We start from the raw sequence: 17,216 nt of genomic DNA on the forward strand, positions 1-17,216 counted from the left end.
GGTACGGGGTCCGCGCGCAACCGGCCTGCTCATGAGGCGCGATGAGAGGTACGGGGCGCGGACGTCGCCGGTGCCGGGGCCTGCGCGGCCCGCGTGACGTCGGCGACCAGCTCCACCACGTCCGGGCCGTACGCCTGCGAGTTGACGACCTTCAGCAGCAGCACGAACGAGCCGCTGCCGTGCTTGCGCGCCAGCCGCTCGTGGTTGCGGGCCAGATAGCGCGTGGCCGCCTGGTTGGTGATCGCGCGCTGGCCGCAGAAGAGGAACACGGGTCTCGCGGCCCGGCTCTGGCCTGCGGTGAGCCGGGCGAGGACCACGTACTCGGCCTTGCCGGGCTCCGCACGGTAGCGCTCGCTGCCTATCTGGAAGGCGCCGCGGTCCGGACCCGGTTCCGCGTCGGTGTTGACGAGGACGCCCGGCAGGAGGGACTGAAGGTGAGCCGCCATCCGGCGGTTCGACGACGGACCGCCTACGCAGAACTCCGTGCGCTCACCGAAGCCCTGCTGGGCGGCATCGTGCGCGACGACCTGTGCGTGCGCACCGCAGTCCTTGATCAGTGCGGAGAGTTCCAGGAGCGCGAACACATCGTGCCGCATCACAGTCAGCTCCGGGCCGCCCGCCTCCCGGTTGACCACCAGCAGGGACTCGGAATTGGCAGGCAGCCCGAAGAACGCCTGCTTGCGGCGGAGCTTCCGCTTCCACAGATACGTACGGGCGAGCCAGCCCAGCGCGGCGCTGATACCCGCCGCCACCACGCCGAGGACGATGTTGCGCACGTCGTCAGTCATGGGCGCGCATGGTAGCGGTCGCGCGTACCCGTGTTCGAGCTCAGTGTGGATACAGGCGGTCCTGACGGGAGCATGGCAGTGAAGTTAGGCTGCCGGTACCGGTGTCGACTGGAGGTACGGATGCGTCGCCCTGTTGCGCGGAGCCTGTCGTTCGTGGCCGTTACGGCGGCCGTGGTGTCGCTCGGCGCGGCCGCGCCACCCTCCTCGGACGCGGCGTCTCCGCCCGAGAAGACACCGGTCGCCGTCGGATACGGCGGCGCGGTCGCCAGCGTCGACGCGGACGCGTCCGCCGCCGGCATCGAGGTCCTGAGGAACGGCGGCAACGCGGTGGACGCAGCGGTCGCCACCGCGGCGGCCCTCGGCGTCACCGAGCCCTACTCGTCGGGCATCGGCGGAGGCGGCTACTTCGTCTACTACGACGCGAAATCCCGTACCGTCCAGACCATCGACGGACGCGAGACCGCGCCGCTGACCGCCGACTCCGGGCTGTTCCTGGAGAACGGCAAGCCGCTCGCCTTCGCCGACGCGGTCACCAGCGGACTGAGCGTCGGCACGCCCGGCACCCCCGCGACCTGGCAGAGCGCTCTCGACGCGTGGGGCAGCCGGTCGCTGGGCACGCTGCTGAAACCGGCGGAGCGGCTGGCCCGCGACGGCTTCACCGTCGACGCCACCTTCCGCTCGCAGACCGAGTCCAACCAGGCCCGTTTCGAGGACTTCCCGGACACGGCGAAGCTGTTCCTGCCGGGCGGTGAGCTTCCGGCGGTCGGCTCGACCTTCAAGAACGCCGATCTGGCCACCACCTACGCCGAGCTGGGGCGCAAGGGCGTCGGCGCGCTCTACCACGGCGACCTGGCGAAGGACATCGTGCGCACGGTGAACGAGCCGCCGGTGGACCCGTCCTCGGGATGGGTGGCGCGGCCCGGTGACCTCTCGCTGAAGGACCTCGCCGCCTACCGCGCCAAGCGGCAGGCGCCGACGAAGACCTCCTACCGCGGCCTCGGCGTCTACTCCATGGCGCCCTCGTCCTCCGGTGGCACGACGGTCGGCGAGGCGCTCAACATCCTCGAGAAGACCGACCTCTCGAAGGCGAGCGAGGTCCAGTACCTGCACCGCTACATCGAGGCGAGCCGGATCGCCTTCGCGGACCGCGGCCGCTGGGTCGGCGACCCCGCCTTCGAGGACGTCCCGACGAAGGAGCTGCTGTCGCAGAAGTTCGCGGACTCACGTGCCTGCCTCATCAAGGACGACGCCGTGCTGACCAGCCCGCTCGCGCCGGGCGATCCGCGTGACCCGGCCGCCTGCGCGACGGGCGACAAGGCCGCCCCGACCACGTACGAGGGTGAGAACACCACGCACCTCACGGTCGCCGACAAGTGGGGCAACGTCGTCTCGTACACCCTCACCATCGAGCAGACCGGCGGCAGCGGCATCACCGTGCCGGGCCGCGGCTTCCTGCTCAACAACGAGCTCACCGACTTCTCCTTTGCGCCCGCGAGCCCCGACGTCCACGACCCGAACCTGCCGGGGCCCGGCAAGCGGCCGCGTTCGTCGATGTCTCCGACGATCGTCCTCGACCGGGACAGCAAGCCGGTGGTGGCTCTTGGTTCGCCCGGCGGCGCGACCATCATCACGACCGTGCTGCAGACCCTGACGGGCTTCCTCGACCGCGGCCTGCCGCTGGTCGACGCCATCGCGGCGCCGCGCGTCAGCCAGCGCAACCAGACGACGACGGAACTCGAACCGGGCCTGTGGAACAGCCCGCTGAAGGCGGAACTGGAGTCCATCGGCCATGGTTTCCGCCAGAACCCGGAGATCGGCGCGGCCACCGGAGTCCAGCGCCTGAAGGACGGCCGCTGGCTCGCGGCGGCCGAGACGGTACGGCGGGGTGGGGGGTCGGCGATGGTGGTGCGGCCGGCTTCGTAGCGGCTGCCTCCGGCGGGTGGCGGTCTTGCCACCTGCCGGTGGGTGGGGCGGGGCGTGCGCGGCTGCGGGCGGTGGGCGGCTGGTGCGCCTTCTGCCGGTGGGTGGGTCGGGGCCGCGGCGGTGTACGTCCTCGGTCTGGCGCCGAGCCGTAGATCGTCAGGCGAGCCCACACTGTGCGCCGGCCTCCCCCAGTGCCTTAAGGGCCTGGGAGGTACCCCCAGCGGGCGCACATCCCGCCACGTCCCCTTCGGCCGGAGCGCGTCTGCGGGTCGACCGTTGTGGCGGCACGAGCCGCTCCCGTTGTGGGCAATCGTCCCGCAGGGCTGGGGGCACCTCCCAGCGGTAGCTGGGGGAGGGTGGGCACAACCCACGCGACGTACGGTGCCCTCACGTGGGACCCAGGGGCGGGTACCCCGCAACGGCGGAACGCCCCCGCACAGCCGCCCTCCAGCCCTCGCAGAGAGCTTTGCGGCTGCACTGCAAACTGCTCGTAGCGCGCCTGTAACACGACGGGTGTTTCCTGGCGGATCGGAAGATTCCAGTCTGAACGGGCGGGCTTCGATGACAGTGGAACAACTCCCGGATCAGGTTCGGGAGTTCGCGGCCTATCTGAGAAGGCTCGTGACTCAGCTCGATCAGGGCTCCGGTTGGTGCGGCGTTTTCTGGCAGCGCGATCCCGAAGGGATGCAGGCCTGCCTGGAGGGCCGGGAGGTGCCGCCCTGGGATGTCGTCGAGTCCCTGATCCAGGACCTCGCCGCGGAGCGCGGCGACTGGATCGCCGGGCCGGAGACCGTGCAGGCGCGCAGCCTGCATGCCGCGGCACTGGCCGCACACGACGCCAGGCCCGGCGGCCGGGAGGCGCTCGGCGACCGGCTCGACGTCATGCTCAGGGAGCAGCGGCATGCCGCCCAGCGCCAGGCGGAACTGGGCGGGCTGCTGCGCGACGCCACATCGCCGGACGAGGCCGAGGCTCTCCGCCTGGACCTGGCCTGGGCCCGCGACGACCACGAGCGTGCGACGGCGCGCTGCGCCGAATTCCGCTCCCGCATCGCCATGGTGGATCGGCTGTGGAGCGGCTCGGAGGCCTTCACACCGGACGGCCAGGTGCCTGGGCCGGGCCCGGCCTGGCGGCAGCCCGCCGCACCGGAGAGCCCGGCGGGCCCCGTGCGGCCGGGCGCGGGCCATTCGGTCACGGCAGGCCGCACCAGCGTCCCCGACGACTGGTTCCGCCCGGAGGACCGGGAGCCCTCGGCCGACGGCCCCTCGGCGGCCGGGCCGGCGCAGCACCAGGACGGGCCGACTCGCCCGTCCACGGGCGCTTACGGATCGGCCGCCCCGGAGCACGGGGCGCCCGGCGCGTACGGGTCTGTGTCCGCTGGCGGATACGGCCCCGGACCCGCCGGGGACCGATCCCCGTCTGCCGGGGGCTACGGCCCCAGCGCTGCCGGAGGCGCGTCCGCATCCGCCCGGCGGTACGCTCCCGCGGCCACGGGGTCCGATCCCGCCTCTGCCGGGGGCTACCACCCCGGACACCCCGCCGAGGGCCCCGCCACCGGCGTCGGCCGCGGCACCGGACAGGAGCCCGCTCCCCGGTCCGCGAACCCCGCTCCCAAGACGGGGCAAGCCGAGAGCGGCGGCACGGCAGAGCCCCGGGAAGCCGAGAGAGCCGACAAAGCCGAGAACCGCAAAGCAGAGGCCCGCACCAAGCGCCGGCGCGGCAGCGCCCGGTTCGCCGGGATCGAGGCGGCGCCGGACACCGCCGCCATGCCCGCGATGCCGCTGCCGGTGATGCCCGCTCCGGCGACGACCGGCGGCACCCCCCGCGGCGCCCGGTTCGCCGGAGCCGCCGAGGACGCCCAGCACGGGCAGGAGGCCCTGCCGGTCGACGGCGAGGCGCGCCGGGCCGTCGCGGGCACCGTCGAGACCCTGGTGCGGCTGCGCGCGGAGGGCCGCAGCGGCGAGGCCCACGCCGTGCTCGTCGAGGCCGCGTACTGGCCGCCCGCCCGCTTCCCGCTGCTCGCCGCCGGACTGCACCACGCCGGACTCGGCGCCGACTGGGCCACGCTGCTGTGGGAGACCGCGTCACTGCCGCCGGACCGGCTCGTCGCCGCGGCGGACGCCCTGTCCGCCGCGGGCCGCACCTCGGACAGCGACCAGATCCTGCGCCAGGGCGTGGTACGGCCCGCCCGGGAGATCGGCGACGCCGTCGCAGCGCTCGTCGACGAGGGCCGGACCCGCGAGGCCCGCGTCCTGCTCGACGCGTACGTCCGGGTCCGCACCCCCGAGGAGGCCGCCCGCAGCGCCCAGAGCGACCCGGACCTGCTGGTGCCGCTGCTCCTGGACGCCGCGCAGGCGCTGTCCGACGAGCGGCACTGGGACCTCGTACACGCACTCCGGGTGGCCGGGCTGAGCGCGTGAGCACATGAGCAGGCGTCGAGTTCGGGCGGGCGCGCGGTAGGCGCACAGGGGTCGGCGCACGCCCGCCCGCACCTCACCCGCTCGGGTGCGAAACATGATCGACTCAGCCGGTTAACGGCTATGGTCTTGCCCAGCTCCCCGACGCGGCTTACTTTCGGCCTCTACACCCTGTTTCTACGGGCGTAGAGGCTCTCTGACGTTCCCGTCGAAGGAGCAGCTCATGGCCAACGTCGTACGCGCCGCACTGGTCCAGGCGACCTGGACAGGCGACACAGAATCCATGATCGCAAAGCATGAGGAGCATGCACGCGATGCGGCTCGCCAAGGGGCGAAGATCATCGGTTTCCAGGAGGTCTTCAACGCCCCCTACTTCTGCCAGGTGCAGGAGGCCGAGCACTACCGCTGGGCCGAGCCCGTGCCGGACGGCCCCACCGTGCGCCGTATGCAGGACCTTGCGCGCGAGACCGGCATGGTGATCGTCGTCCCGGTCTTCGAGGTCGAGCAGTCGGGGTTCTACTTCAACACCGCGGCCGTGATCGACGCCGACGGCTCGTACCTCGGCAAGTACCGCAAGCACCACATCCCGCAGGTCAAGGGCTTCTGGGAGAAGTACTACTTCAGGCCGGGGAACCTGGGCTGGCCGGTCTTCGACACCGCCGTGGGCAAGGTCGGCGTCTACATCTGCTACGACCGGCACTTCCCGGAGGGCTGGCGGCAGCTCGGCCTGAACGGCGCCCAGCTCGTCTACAACCCGTCGGCCACATCCCGCGGTCTGTCCGCCTACCTGTGGCAGCTGGAGCAGCCCGCGGCCGCCGTCGCCAACGAGTACTTCATCGCCGCGATCAACCGCGTCGGCCAGGAGGAGTACGGCGACAACGACTTCTACGGGACGAGCTACTTCGTCGACCCGCGCGGCCAGTTCGTCGGCGAGACCGCGAGCGACAAGACCGAGGAGCTCGTCGTCCGCGACCTCGACTTCGACCTGATCGACGAGGTACGCAACCAGTGGGCGTTCTACCGCGACCGCCGACCCGACGCGTACGAAGGACTGGTACAGCCGTGAAAGACCTCTACGACCGCCACCGCGCCGTCCTCCCCGACTGGCTGGCCCTCTACTACGACGACCCGATCGAGATCACGCACGGCGAGGGCCGCCACGTCTGGGACTCCGAGGGCAACCGGTACCTCGACTTCTTCGGCGGCATCCTCACCACCATGACCGCCCACGCGCTGCCCGAGGTCACCAAGGCCGTCAGCGAGCAGGCCGGGCGGATCATCCACTCGTCGACGCTCTACCTCAACCGGCCGATGATCGAGCTCGCCGAGCGGATCGCGGCCCTGTCCGGCATCCCGGACGCCCGTGTCTTCTTCACCACCTCCGGGACGGAGGCCAACGACACGGCGCTGCTGCTGGCCACCGCGTACCGCCGCTCCAACCAGATCCTGGCGATGCGCAACAGCTACCACGGCCGTTCGTTCAGTTCGATCGGCATCACCGGCAACCGCGGCTGGTCCCCGACCAGCCTCTCGCCGCTGCAGACGCTCTACGTCCACGGCGGCGTCCGCACCCGCGGGCCGTTCGCGGCCCTGAGCGACGACGAGTTCATCACCGCCTGCGTCGCCGACCTCGAAGACATGCTCGGCCAGACCCGCGGGGGAGTGGCGGCCCTCATCGCCGAACCCGTCCAGGGCGTCGGCGGCTTCACGTCCCCGCCCGACGGGCTGTACGCGGCGTTCCGCCAGGTCCTCCAGCGCCACGGCATCCTGTGGATCGCCGACGAGGTGCAGACCGGCTGGGGCCGTACCGGCGACAACTTCTGGGGCTGGCAGGCGCACGGGCAGGCCGGGCCGCCCGACATGCTCACCTTCGCCAAGGGCATCGGCAACGGCATGTCCATCGGCGGCGTCGTGGCCCGCGGCGAGATCATGAACTGCCTGGACGCCAACTCCATCTCGACGTTCGGCGGCTCCCCGGTCACCATGGCCGCGGGCCTCGCCAACCTCTCGTATCTGCTGGAGCACGACCTGCAGGGCAACGCCCGGCGCGTCGGCGGCCTCCTCATCGAGCGGCTGCGCGGCATCTGCGCCCAGCTGCCCGGGGTGCGGGAAGTGCGCGGCCGAGGACTGATGATCGGCATCGAGCTGGTGAAGCCCGGCACCGACGAGGCGAGCCCGGAGGCGGCCGCCGCCGTGCTCGAGGAGGCCCGCGCCGGCGGGCTGCTCATCGGCAAGGGCGGGGGCCACAGCACCAGCGTGCTGCGGGTCGCCCCACCGCTGTCGCTCACCGTCGCGGAGGCGGAAGAAGGCGCCGCGATCCTCGAACGGGCCCTGAGCAGCGTCTGTTAGTTCAGCCGCATGGAGGGGTCGCCATGACCGTCACCACCACCGTCCCGGCTCCCGAAACGGCCCTGTCCGTACGCCAGATCCTCGCGCTCGAACGGGTCGTGGCGGGCGAGCCGGAGGTGGTGGCGGGCGCGGGGCAGCTCGACCGGCCGGTGCGCTGGGTGCACGTCGCCGAGGCCGCCGACGTCGGCGTGATGCTCAGCGGCGGCGAGATGGTGCTCACCACCGGCGTGCTGCTCGCCGGTGACGCCCGTATCCAGACCGAGTACATCCGGTCGCTGGACCGCGCGGAGGCCGCGGCCGTCGTCCTCGGACTCGGCCGGGCCTTCCCCGCCCCGCCCGAGTCCATGCGGCGGGCCGCCGAGCGGTGTGGGATGCCGATGGTCGTGCTGCACCGGCCCTTCCCCTTCGCGGAACTCACCGAGGAGGTGCAGTCCCGGCTGGTGCGGCGCAAGTTCGCGGCCGTGAGCCTCTCCGAGGCCGTACGCACCGCACTGACCGGGCTGATCACGACGGGTGCGCCACTGCAGCGGCTGCTCGACGAGATCGCCGGGCACAGCGCCTGCCCCGTCATCCTCACCAACCTCGCGCACCGCGTCCTCGCCACCGCGGGGGAGCGGTCCGCGGTGGACGACGTGCTGCGCGACTGGGAGCGCATCGCGCGCCAGGCGGGCGGCAACGAGGGCGACGGATGGATCCGCGCCGACATCGGCGGACGCGGCGAGCATTGGGGCCGCCTCGTGTTGTGCGGCTACCGCGGCGACTCCGCGACCGGCCGGCTGCTCGCCGACCGCGGCGCCGAGGCCCTCGTCCTGCACCGCCTGCTCGGCGGTACGGTCGCCGCCTGGGAGGAGCAGTCCGCGCAGAGCCTGCTGACCGACGTGCTCTCCGGCGTCGTACCGGCCCGGCAGCTGCTGCCCCGGGCGCGCGCCGCCGGGCTGCCCGTGAACCGGCGCACGTTCGTCCCGCTGGTGGTACGGGACGGCGATCCGGGCCAACTCGGCCGCGTTCTACGGCTGCTGGGCCTGTCCGGACTGGTCGGAGAGCTGTCCGAGGGGTTCACCGCCGTCCTGCTGAGCCTCGCCCGCGACCAGGACGCCGACGCTCTGGCCGCGCACTTCGCCGCCCGCCTGCGCACCGGGGCCGGGAGCTGCCCCGTCGTCGCCGCAGCGGCGCCCCGTACCACCTGGGAGGACGTGCCCGCCGGTCTGCGGGAGGCGCTGCACGTCGCCGAGGCCGCCGCGGACACGCCCGTCGACCAGGACCTTCCCGCGCTGGTGCGGCTGCGCGACGTACGGCTGCGCGGTCTCGTACGGCTGCTGCGGGACGACCCGCATGTGCAGTCCTTCGCCGAGCGCGAGCTCGACGGGCTGCTCTGCGGGGGCGGTGATGGGGATCCCGAGCTGCTGCCGGTGCTGCGGACGTATCTCGCGACCGGGCGCAACAAGTCGCTGACCGCCCAGCTGCACCACGTCAGCAGACCCGCGCTGTACCGCAGGCTGGAGGCCATCGAGGCCCGGCTCGGCGTCGACCTCGACGACTTCGAGCAGGCCGCGTCCATCCATATCGCGCTGCTCGCGCACGACGCGCAGCGGAGGTGACGCCATGGCACACAGTGCGCCGGCACACGGCGGAAACAGCACGGCAAACCGCCCGGAACGCAGGGAAGCATCCGGCCTGAACAGGGGTGACACCGTGGAACGCCACCCCGCCGCAGACGTGACACGGTGCAACTCCGAGGCGCTGCCGGGGCTTTCTAGGCTCACGGCACACCGAGCGACCGGAGGTCCCGATGAGCAGAGTGGTCCGCGCCGCCGTCTTCCAGACCGCCTGGACCGGCGACAAGGAGTCGATGATCCAGGTCCACGAGCAGGCGGCCCGCGACGCCGCCGCACAGGGCGCACAAGTCCTGTGCTTCCAGGAGCTGTTCTACGGGCCGTACTTCTGCCAGGTCCAGGACAAGGCGTTCTACGAGTACGCCGAGCAGATCCCCGACGGACCCGTAGTCAAGCGCTTCCAGGCGCTCGCCAAGGAGCTCGGCCTTGTCCTGATCCTGCCGATGTACGAGGAGGAGCAGCCCGGCGTCCTCTACAACACCGCGGCCGTGATCGACGCCGACGGCTCGTACCTCGGCAAGTACCGCAAGACGCACATCCCGCAGGTCGAGGGCTTCTGGGAGAAGTTCTACTTCCGCCCCGGCCACTCCGACTGGCCCGTCTTCGAGACGGCGGTCGGCAAGATCGGCGTGTACATCTGCTACGACCGGCACTTCCCGGAGGGCTGGCGTGCGCTGGGTCTCGCGGGCGCCGAGATCGTCTTCAACCCGTCGGCCACCTCGCGCGGCCTGTCCGCGTACCTGTGGCAGCTGGAGCAGCCGGCCGCGGCCGTCGCCAACGAGTACTTCGTGGGCGCGATCAACCGCGTGGGCGTGGAGGAGCTGGGCGACAACGACTTCTACGGGACCTCGTACTTCGTGGACCCGGAGGCGCAGTTCGTCGGGGAGGTCGCCAGCGACAAGGACACCGAACTCGTCGTCCGCGACCTGGACATGGCCAAGCTCCGCGAGGTCCGCGACCGCTGGCAGTTCTACCGCGACCGGGCCCCCGGCGCGTACACGCCGCTGACGACGCCGTGACCAGGCCCTGAGCAGCCGTTGCGTACCGTCCGCGGGCCTGGTCCTGCCGGACCGGGCCCGCGGGAGCACCTCCCCTACGAGCCTTTCCCCACGAGCCTTCCCTACGAGGACTTCCTACGAGGAAACGAGGGAGCAATGAGCAGCCGTACCGTCATCCGCGGTGGCCTCGTCATCACCGCCGCCGACGAGATCCATGCCGACGTCCTGATCGAGGACGGGCGCATCGCCGCCCTCGCCGCGCACGGCACCCCGGCCGCCGAGGCCTGGACGGCCGACCGCACCATCGACGCCACCGGGAAGTACGTCATCCCGGGCGGAGTCGACGCGCACACCCACATGGAGCTGCCGTTCGGCGGCACCTTCGCATCCGACACCTTCGAGACGGGCACCCGGGCCGCCGCCTGGGGCGGCACCACCACGATCATCGACTTCGCGGTGCAGAGCGTCGGCCACTCCCTTCGCGAAGGCCTCGACACCTGGTACGCGAAGGCCGACGGCAACTGCGCGATCGACTACGGCTTCCACATGATCGTCTCCGACGTCAACGACGACACGTTGAAGGAGATGGATCTGCTGGTGGAGGAGGGTGTGACCTCCTTCAAGCAGTTCATGGCGTACCCGGGTGTCTTCTACAGCGACGACGGCCAGATCCTGCGCGCCATGCAGCGCTCCGCCGAGAACGGCGGGCTGATCATGATGCACGCCGAGAACGGCATCGCGATCGACGTCCTGGTGCAGCAGGCCCTCGCCCGGGGCGAGACGGACCCGAGGTACCACGGCGAGGTCCGCAAGGCGCTCCTCGAGGCCGAGGCCACCCATCGCGCCATCAAGCTCGCGCAGGTCGCGGGCGCCCCGCTGTACGTGGTGCACGTATCGGCGATGGAGGCGGTCGCCGAGCTGGCCAAGGCGCGCGACGAGGGACTGAACGTCTTCGGCGAGACTTGCCCCCAGTACCTGTTCCTGTCCACGGACAACCTCGCGGAGCCCGACTTCGAGGGTTCCAAGTACGTGTGCTCCACGCCGCTGCGGCCCAAGGAGCACCAGAAGTACCTGTGGCGCGGCCTCAGGACGAACGACCTCCAGGTCGTCTCCACCGACCACTGCCCGTTCTGCTTCGTCGGCCAGAAGGAGCTCGGCCGTGGCGACTTCTCGAAGATCCCCAACGGTCTGCCGGGCGTCGAGAACCGTATGGACCTGCTCCACCAGGCCGTCGTCGACGGGCACATCAGCCGCCGGCGGTGGATCGAGATCGCCTGCGCGACCCCGGCCCGGATGTTCGGCCTCTACCCGAAGAAGGGCACGATCGCGCCCGGCGCGGACGCGGACGTCGTCATCTACGACCCGCACGCCGAGCAGACCGTCTCGGCCGAGACGCACCACATGAACGTCGACTACTCGGCATACGAGGGGAAGCGGATCACCGGACGCGTCGAGACCGTGCTGTCCCGGGGCGAACTCGTCATCACCGAGCGGGAGTTCACCGGGCGTGCCGGGCACGGCGTCTACACCCCGCGCTCCACCTGTCAGTACCTCACCTGAGCACACTGAGCACTTAGGAGTGGCGCCATGGACTTCGGACTCGTCCTGCAGACCGACCCCCCTGCCTCCCGCGTCATCAGCCTGATGAAGCGCGCCGAGCGCAACGGCTTCACCTACGGCTGGACCTTCGACTCGGCCGTGCTGTGGCAGGAGCCCTTCGTCATCTACAGCCAGATCCTCGCCAACACCCAGAAGCTGACCGTCGGCCCGATGGTCACCAACCCCGGCACCCGCACCTGGGAGGTCACCGCCTCCACCTTCGCGACCCTCAACGACATGTACGGCAACCGCACCGTGTGCGGCATCGGGCGCGGCGACTCCGCGATGCGCGTCGCGGGCCGCAAGCCCAACACGCTGGCCCGGATCAGCGAGGCCATGAAGGTGATCAGGGCCCTCGGCTCCGGGCAGGAGGCCGACCTCGGCGGCACGGTCATCAGGTTCCCCTGGGCGAAGGAGGACGCGCACCTTCCCGTCTGGATGGCCGCGTACGGGCCGAAGGCGCTGAAGATGACCGGTGAGGAGGCCGACGGCTTCATCCTGCAGCTCGCCGACCCGTTCCTCACCGAGTGGATGGTGAAGGCCGTCAAGGACGCGGCGGCTGCGGCCGGCCGCGACCCTGCCGCGGTCAAGATCTGCGTCGCCGCACCCGCGTACGTCACCGAGGACGACTCCCCGGAGGCGCTCGCGCACGCCCGCGACCAGTGCCGCTGGTTCGGCGGCATGGTCGGCAACCACGTCGCCGACCTGGTGTCCAAGTACGGCTCGGACTCCGGCATGGTGCCGCACGAACTGACCGACTACATCAAGGCCCGCGAGGGCTACGACTACTCGCACCACGGGCGAGCCGACAACCCCGACACCGCCTTCGTGCCCGACGAGATCGTCGACCGGTTCTGTGTGATCGGGCCGGTCGGGAAGCACATCGAGAAGATGAAGGAGCTGCGGGAGCTGGGGGTCGATCAGTTCGCGGTGTACGACATGCACGATGCGCAGGAACGCGTCATCGACGCGTATGGATCTACGGTCATTCCGGCGATCCTCGCCGGGTGACCCGGTAGCCCGATCTTGGGAACCCCACTGTCGTCCCCTCCCCGCCGTCCCGGGGGAGGGGCACCGGCCACCCCCGCACGGCACGGCCTCTCCCTACACTCCTCACCGATTGGCCTGCTCATGACCGACACCGTCCCCACGGGCCCGCCACCACAGCCCGCCGCGCAGTACCCGGCCTCTCAGATCACGGCCGCCGACGGCCGCGTAGAGATAAGCCCCGGCGCCTACCCGGAACACAGCCCGTTCGCCAACGAGGATCTGCGGCCGGTGCCGCTTGCCGAGCGCAAGTGGACGACGTACAACTTCGCCGCCCTGTGGATCTCGATGGCCCACTGCATCCCCAGCTGGACCCTGGCGTCCGGTCTCGTGGCCCTCGGCATGGACTGGAAGCAGGCGGTCTTCACCATCGCCCTGGCCAACGTCATCGTGCTGCTGCCGATGCTGGCCACCGGGCATGCGGGCCCGAAGTACGGTATCCCGTTCCCGGTCCTCGCCCGCGCCTCCTTCGGTGTACGCGGCGCCAACATCCCGGCCCTGATCCGGGCCGGGGTCGCCTGCGGCTGGTTCGGCATCCAGACCTGGATCGGCGGCAGCGGCATCTTCGCCCTCGGCTCCAAGCTGACCGGCGGCGAGTGGGAGAAGGCCGGACAGATCGCGGGCAACCCGTGGCCGCTGTGGCTCTGCTTCATCCTCTTCTGGGCCCTGCAGCTCGCCATCATCTACCGGGGAATGGACTTCCTGCGCCACTTCGAGAACTGGGCCGCCCCGTTCGTCATCGCCGGCGCGTTGGTGCTGCTGATCTGGGTCGCCGTCAAGGCGGACGGCTTCGGCCACCTGCTCGACCAGCCCTCGAAGCTGGGCTGGGGCCCCGACTTCTGGACCGTCTTCTTCCCCTCCCTCATGGGCATGATCGGCTTCTGGTCGACCCTGTCGCTGAACATCCCCGACTTCACCCGCTTCGGCGCCGGGCAGCGCGCCCAGATCTGGGGACAGTCCCTGGGCCTGCCCACCACCATGACGCTCTTCGCCGTCCTCGCGGTGCTGGTCACCTCCGGTTCGGAGGTCGTCTACGGTGAGGCGATCTGGGACCCGGTGACGCTGGCGGCCAAGGCCGACAACGTCTTCGGTCTGGTGTACGCGCTGATCACGGTGCTGGTCGCCACCATCTCCGTGAACATCGCGGCCAACGTCGTCTCCCCGGCGTACGACCTCGCCAACCTCGCCCCGAAGCTCATCAACTTCCGTACGGGCGCGCTGATCACCGGCGTCATCGGTGTGCTGATCTTCCCATGGAAGCTGATCTCGACGCCCGAGTTCTACATCTTCACCTGGCTCGGTGTGGTCGGCGGTCTCCTCGGCACGGTGGCGGGCATCCTCATCGCCGACTACTGGATCGTGCGCCGCACCGTCCTGAACCTGGCCGACCTCTACAAGAGCGAGGGTCAGTACTGGTACTCCTCGGGCTTCAACTGGAGGGCGATCCTGGCCTTCCTGGTGGGCGGCCTGCTGGCGGTCGGCGGGTCCTACTCCACCGTCGACGCGAAGGGCGCGAAGCAGGGGCCCTTCCCGGTGGACGGTCTGATCCCGTTCCTCAAGCCGCTCGCGGACTACGGCTGGGCGATCGGTCTGGCGTCGGCGCTGGTGCTGTACGTGGTGCTGATGGCCGGACGAGGTCGGGAGCAGGCCGGAGTGTAGGGGCTTCGGCCGCCTTCGGCCGGCATCGACTGTGGAGGACGGTCAGCTCTTCTGGCCGTCCTCCAACGCGGCCACCGCGTCCTTGGCCGCTTTGATGGCGCCCTTGTTGATCTCGTCCGTACTGGGCGCCTTCTTCGTCTCGAAGTCGCTGCCGTTGTACGTGATCGCCACCAGTACGTTGGACGCGCGGGCGATCACCGCTCCCTCGCGGGTCTCCTGCTTGTCCTCGGTGGTGAGGTTCACGACGGAGTAGGCCGTGTCGCCGAGACCGGGGACCGCCCCGCCGCCGCTCTTCTCCGCGACACGGTCCTTGTACGCCTTCTGGGCCGCTGCATCGTCGTCCTTGATCTCGAAGGTGACGTCGAGCCAGCGGTAGTCGTAGCCCTTGAGCGCGTTCCAGGAGCAGGTGCGGCGCACCGACTTGTCGGTCGAGGACAGCTCCTTGCCCGCCGTCTTGGCACCGGGAACGAGCGACTTGAGCAGTTTTTCCGAAATGCTGCCGCAGGGTGCCGGAGGCGTACGGTACGTCTTCGCCGCCACCGAAGCCGCCGGCGCCGATGGCGATGCTCCGCCGCCCGACGACGCCTCGGTGTGCCCGTCGGATGCGGCGCCCGGGTCGGACGACCAGGCCCAGCCCGTGACGGCGAGGATTGCGACCGGCAGCAGGCGCGCGGTGAGAGTGAGCGGCAGAGGAAGAGGACGCACGTGTCACTTCTCAGGAGTTCGGCGGCAGAGGGGCAACCGCACTGAGGGCCCGGCCCACACTGCGGAGGGGACGACAGTTTCACACGAGTCTCTGTGCGGCGACAGGGGCGCCCGGCTTGTTCCATTCTCCGCGCCCTGCCGAGCCTCTCTTGATACGTACAGCCGTCCGACACGCCCTGCGCAGCACGCCCGCGAAACCAGTTGCGTGCCGTCACGCCTGTTCAGCAGCCTGGTCACATGACGCAACTGCCCTCCGTACGCGAAGAGATCCTCGCCTACTACGCCCAGGGCAAGGAGGACGCACGTCTCAGAAAGGGCGTCGGCCGACTTGAGTTCTGGCGCACCCGGGAAATCCTGCGGCGACACCTTCCCGAACCTCCCGCGCGCCTACTCGATGTCGGCGGCGGCACCGGCGTCCACGCGGAGTGGCTGGCCCGGGATGGGTACACGGTCGAGCTGATCGACCCCGTCCCGCTCCATGTGGAGCAGGCGGACCGGCTGCCGGGCGTCAGCGCCCGGCACGGAGACGCCCGCGCACTGCCGGCCGACGACGGCGCCTACGACGTGGTGCTGCTGCTCGGCCCCCTCTACCACCTGACCGAGCGGGCGGACCGGGTGCGTGCCCTCGCCGAGGCCCGCCGCACTGTCCGCCCAGGGGGACTGGTCGCCGCCGCCACCATCAACCGCTACGCGGGACTGCACGACGTGCTCCGCCAGGAGCGCTACTTCGACCCGCTCCAACGCGCCCGCACCGACGCCCACGCCACCGACGGACGACACGCCGCCGGCGGCGAGGACGCACTCTTCACCACCGCCTACTTCGCCGACCCGGCCGATGTCCCCGGCGAGTTCACCGACGCGGGACTCACGCCCGTCGGGCAGTACGGCCTGGAGGGCGCCGCCTGGCTGATGGGCGGCGTGGAGGAGTGGCTCGACGACGAGGACCGCCGCGAGGCCGTACTGGCGGCGGCACGCCACATCGAGTCGGAGCCGACCCTGCTGGGCATCAGCGGCCACCTGCTGAGTGTGGGTCGGCGCGCCTGACAGCGCAGGCGTCTCTGACTTCGACGGGCGAGAGATGGGATGGCGGGATGCGACGTGAAGTGCCGGAGGCCGTGGACCGGGGGCGGTATCCGCAGGCCGTGACACCGTGGGAGCTGAAAAGCTGGCGGGCGGCCGCGCTCGGGTGGGCTGAACAGGGGCTCGCCGCTCACGGCCTGCGGGAGACGGGGGAGCGCAAGGTGCGGCTGCGGCCGTGGTCCGTGCTGGTGCGGATGTCCGTCGGCGAGCACGACGCCGTGTGGTTCAAGGCGAATCCGCCCGCCAGCGCCTTCGAGGCAGCGCTGGGGAATGCGCTGGCCTCCTGGGTCCCGGACCATGTGCTGAGCCCGCTCGCCGTCGACGCCGAACAGGGCTGGTCGCTGCTCCCGGACGGCGGCACGCTGTTCGCCGACGTACTCGATGACGGGGCCGCCGGCCCGGGCGCCTGGGAAGAGATGCTGCGCCAGTACGCCGAGATGCAGCGCGCTCTCGTCCCCTGCGCAGGAAAGATCGAGAAGCTCGGCGTCCCCAGCGCGCGCACGGGGGAACTCTCCGGGATCTTCGACCGGATCACGGGGGAGAACACCGTGCTGGACGCCGGCGACCGCACGGCGTTGCGTGAGCTGCGACCTCGGTTGGTCGACTGGTGCGAGGAGCTCGCGAGCACGGGCGTCGCCGATTCGCTCGACCACTCCGACCTGCACGAAGCTCAGGTCTTCGCCCCGGAACCGGGCCGCTTCACCTTCTTCGACTGGGGCGACGCGTCCGTCTCCCATCCCTTCTGCAGCCTGCTGGTCACCGCACGCGTGGCCCGCGAGCGGTACGGACCCGAGGTGCTGCCGCGGCTACGGGACGCCTACCTGGAACCGTGGACGGAAGGCGGCCTCACAGCCCGGCAACTGCGGCGCGCGGCGAGTCTGGCATGCCGCCTCGCGGCGATCGGCCGGGCCTGCTCCTGGGACCGACTCTTTCCCGGATCAGTCGAGGGCGCCGGCGACGCACGGGACGCCGGGGAGCCCGGAGAAGTGGCGAGCGCGCGCTGGCTGCGCGAACTCCTCACCGACCTCCCGCTGTAGACC

At 70.9% G+C, this 17,216-nt stretch carries 13 protein-coding genes; 11 read left to right on the top strand and 2 right to left on the bottom strand.

The features are described from left to right. Positions 1-29: 29 nt before the first annotated feature. Positions 30-788, bottom strand: a complete 759-nt coding sequence (locus ACWD4J_RS08425) for a hypothetical protein (protein ID WP_451394532.1) — start codon at positions 786-788, stop codon at positions 30-32. A 120-nt stretch (positions 789-908) separates the two neighbouring features. On the opposite strand from ACWD4J_RS08425, the gene ggt reads away from it, so the two are divergent. From ggt to ACWD4J_RS08470, 9 genes are all read left to right on the top strand, one after another. Further along, a complete protein-coding gene (ggt, locus tag ACWD4J_RS08430; protein WP_451394533.1) occupies positions 909-2,711 on the top strand; it encodes a gamma-glutamyltransferase in 1,803 nt (600 codons plus the stop codon). A gap of 621 nt (positions 2,712-3,332) precedes the next feature. Further along, positions 3,333-5,129: a hypothetical protein gene (locus ACWD4J_RS08435; protein WP_451394534.1), complete on the top strand. Its 1,797-nt coding sequence runs from the start codon at positions 3,333-3,335 to the stop codon at positions 5,127-5,129. A 220-nt stretch (positions 5,130-5,349) separates the two neighbouring features. Then, a complete protein-coding gene (locus tag ACWD4J_RS08440) occupies positions 5,350-6,192 on the top strand; it encodes a nitrilase-related carbon-nitrogen hydrolase (protein ID WP_451394535.1) in 843 nt (280 codons plus the stop codon). After that, on the top strand, positions 6,189-7,475 hold the full coding sequence (locus ACWD4J_RS08445; RefSeq protein ID WP_451394536.1) for an aspartate aminotransferase family protein: 1,287 nt from the start codon (positions 6,189-6,191) through the stop codon (positions 7,473-7,475). Before ACWD4J_RS08440 ends, ACWD4J_RS08445 begins: the two co-directional genes overlap by 4 nt. A gap of 23 nt (positions 7,476-7,498) precedes the next feature. After that, positions 7,499-9,073: a PucR family transcriptional regulator gene (locus ACWD4J_RS08450; RefSeq protein ID WP_451394537.1), complete on the top strand. Its 1,575-nt coding sequence runs from the start codon at positions 7,499-7,501 to the stop codon at positions 9,071-9,073. A gap of 191 nt (positions 9,074-9,264) precedes the next feature. Beyond that, on the top strand, positions 9,265-10,107 hold the full coding sequence (locus ACWD4J_RS08455) for a nitrilase-related carbon-nitrogen hydrolase (protein ID WP_451394538.1): 843 nt from the start codon (positions 9,265-9,267) through the stop codon (positions 10,105-10,107). A 135-nt stretch (positions 10,108-10,242) separates the two neighbouring features. After that, positions 10,243-11,646 carry a dihydropyrimidinase gene (gene hydA, locus ACWD4J_RS08460; protein ID WP_451394539.1) on the top strand — a complete coding sequence of 468 codons (1,404 nt, stop codon included), beginning with the start codon at positions 10,243-10,245 and terminating at the stop codon, positions 11,644-11,646. 27 nt (positions 11,647-11,673) lie between these two features. Beyond that, complete coding sequence (locus tag ACWD4J_RS08465; protein ID WP_451394540.1) at positions 11,674-12,696, top strand: TIGR03842 family LLM class F420-dependent oxidoreductase; 1,023 nt, start codon at positions 11,674-11,676, stop codon at positions 12,694-12,696. A gap of 120 nt (positions 12,697-12,816) precedes the next feature. Further along, positions 12,817-14,391, top strand: a complete 1,575-nt coding sequence (locus tag ACWD4J_RS08470) for an NCS1 family nucleobase:cation symporter-1 (RefSeq protein WP_451394541.1) — start codon at positions 12,817-12,819, stop codon at positions 14,389-14,391. A gap of 42 nt (positions 14,392-14,433) precedes the next feature. On the opposite strand, the gene ACWD4J_RS08475 is transcribed toward ACWD4J_RS08470, so the two are convergent. Beyond that, entirely contained in the window at positions 14,434-15,096 is a 663-nt protein-coding gene (locus ACWD4J_RS08475; protein WP_451394542.1) for a hypothetical protein, read from the bottom strand. Positions 15,097-15,333: 237 nt separating this feature from the next. On the opposite strand from ACWD4J_RS08475, the gene ACWD4J_RS08480 reads away from it, so the two are divergent. Together ACWD4J_RS08480 and ACWD4J_RS08485 are read left to right on the top strand one after the other, a co-directional pair. Next, on the top strand, positions 15,334-16,140 hold the full coding sequence (locus tag ACWD4J_RS08480) for a class I SAM-dependent methyltransferase (RefSeq protein ID WP_451394543.1): 807 nt from the start codon (positions 15,334-15,336) through the stop codon (positions 16,138-16,140). Positions 16,141-16,187: 47 nt separating this feature from the next. Next, on the top strand, positions 16,188-17,213 hold the full coding sequence (locus ACWD4J_RS08485; RefSeq protein ID WP_451394544.1) for a phosphotransferase: 1,026 nt from the start codon (positions 16,188-16,190) through the stop codon (positions 17,211-17,213). Positions 17,214-17,216: the final 3 nt, after the last annotated feature.

It is taken from the genome of Streptomyces sp. NPDC002577, from assembly GCF_053594815.1.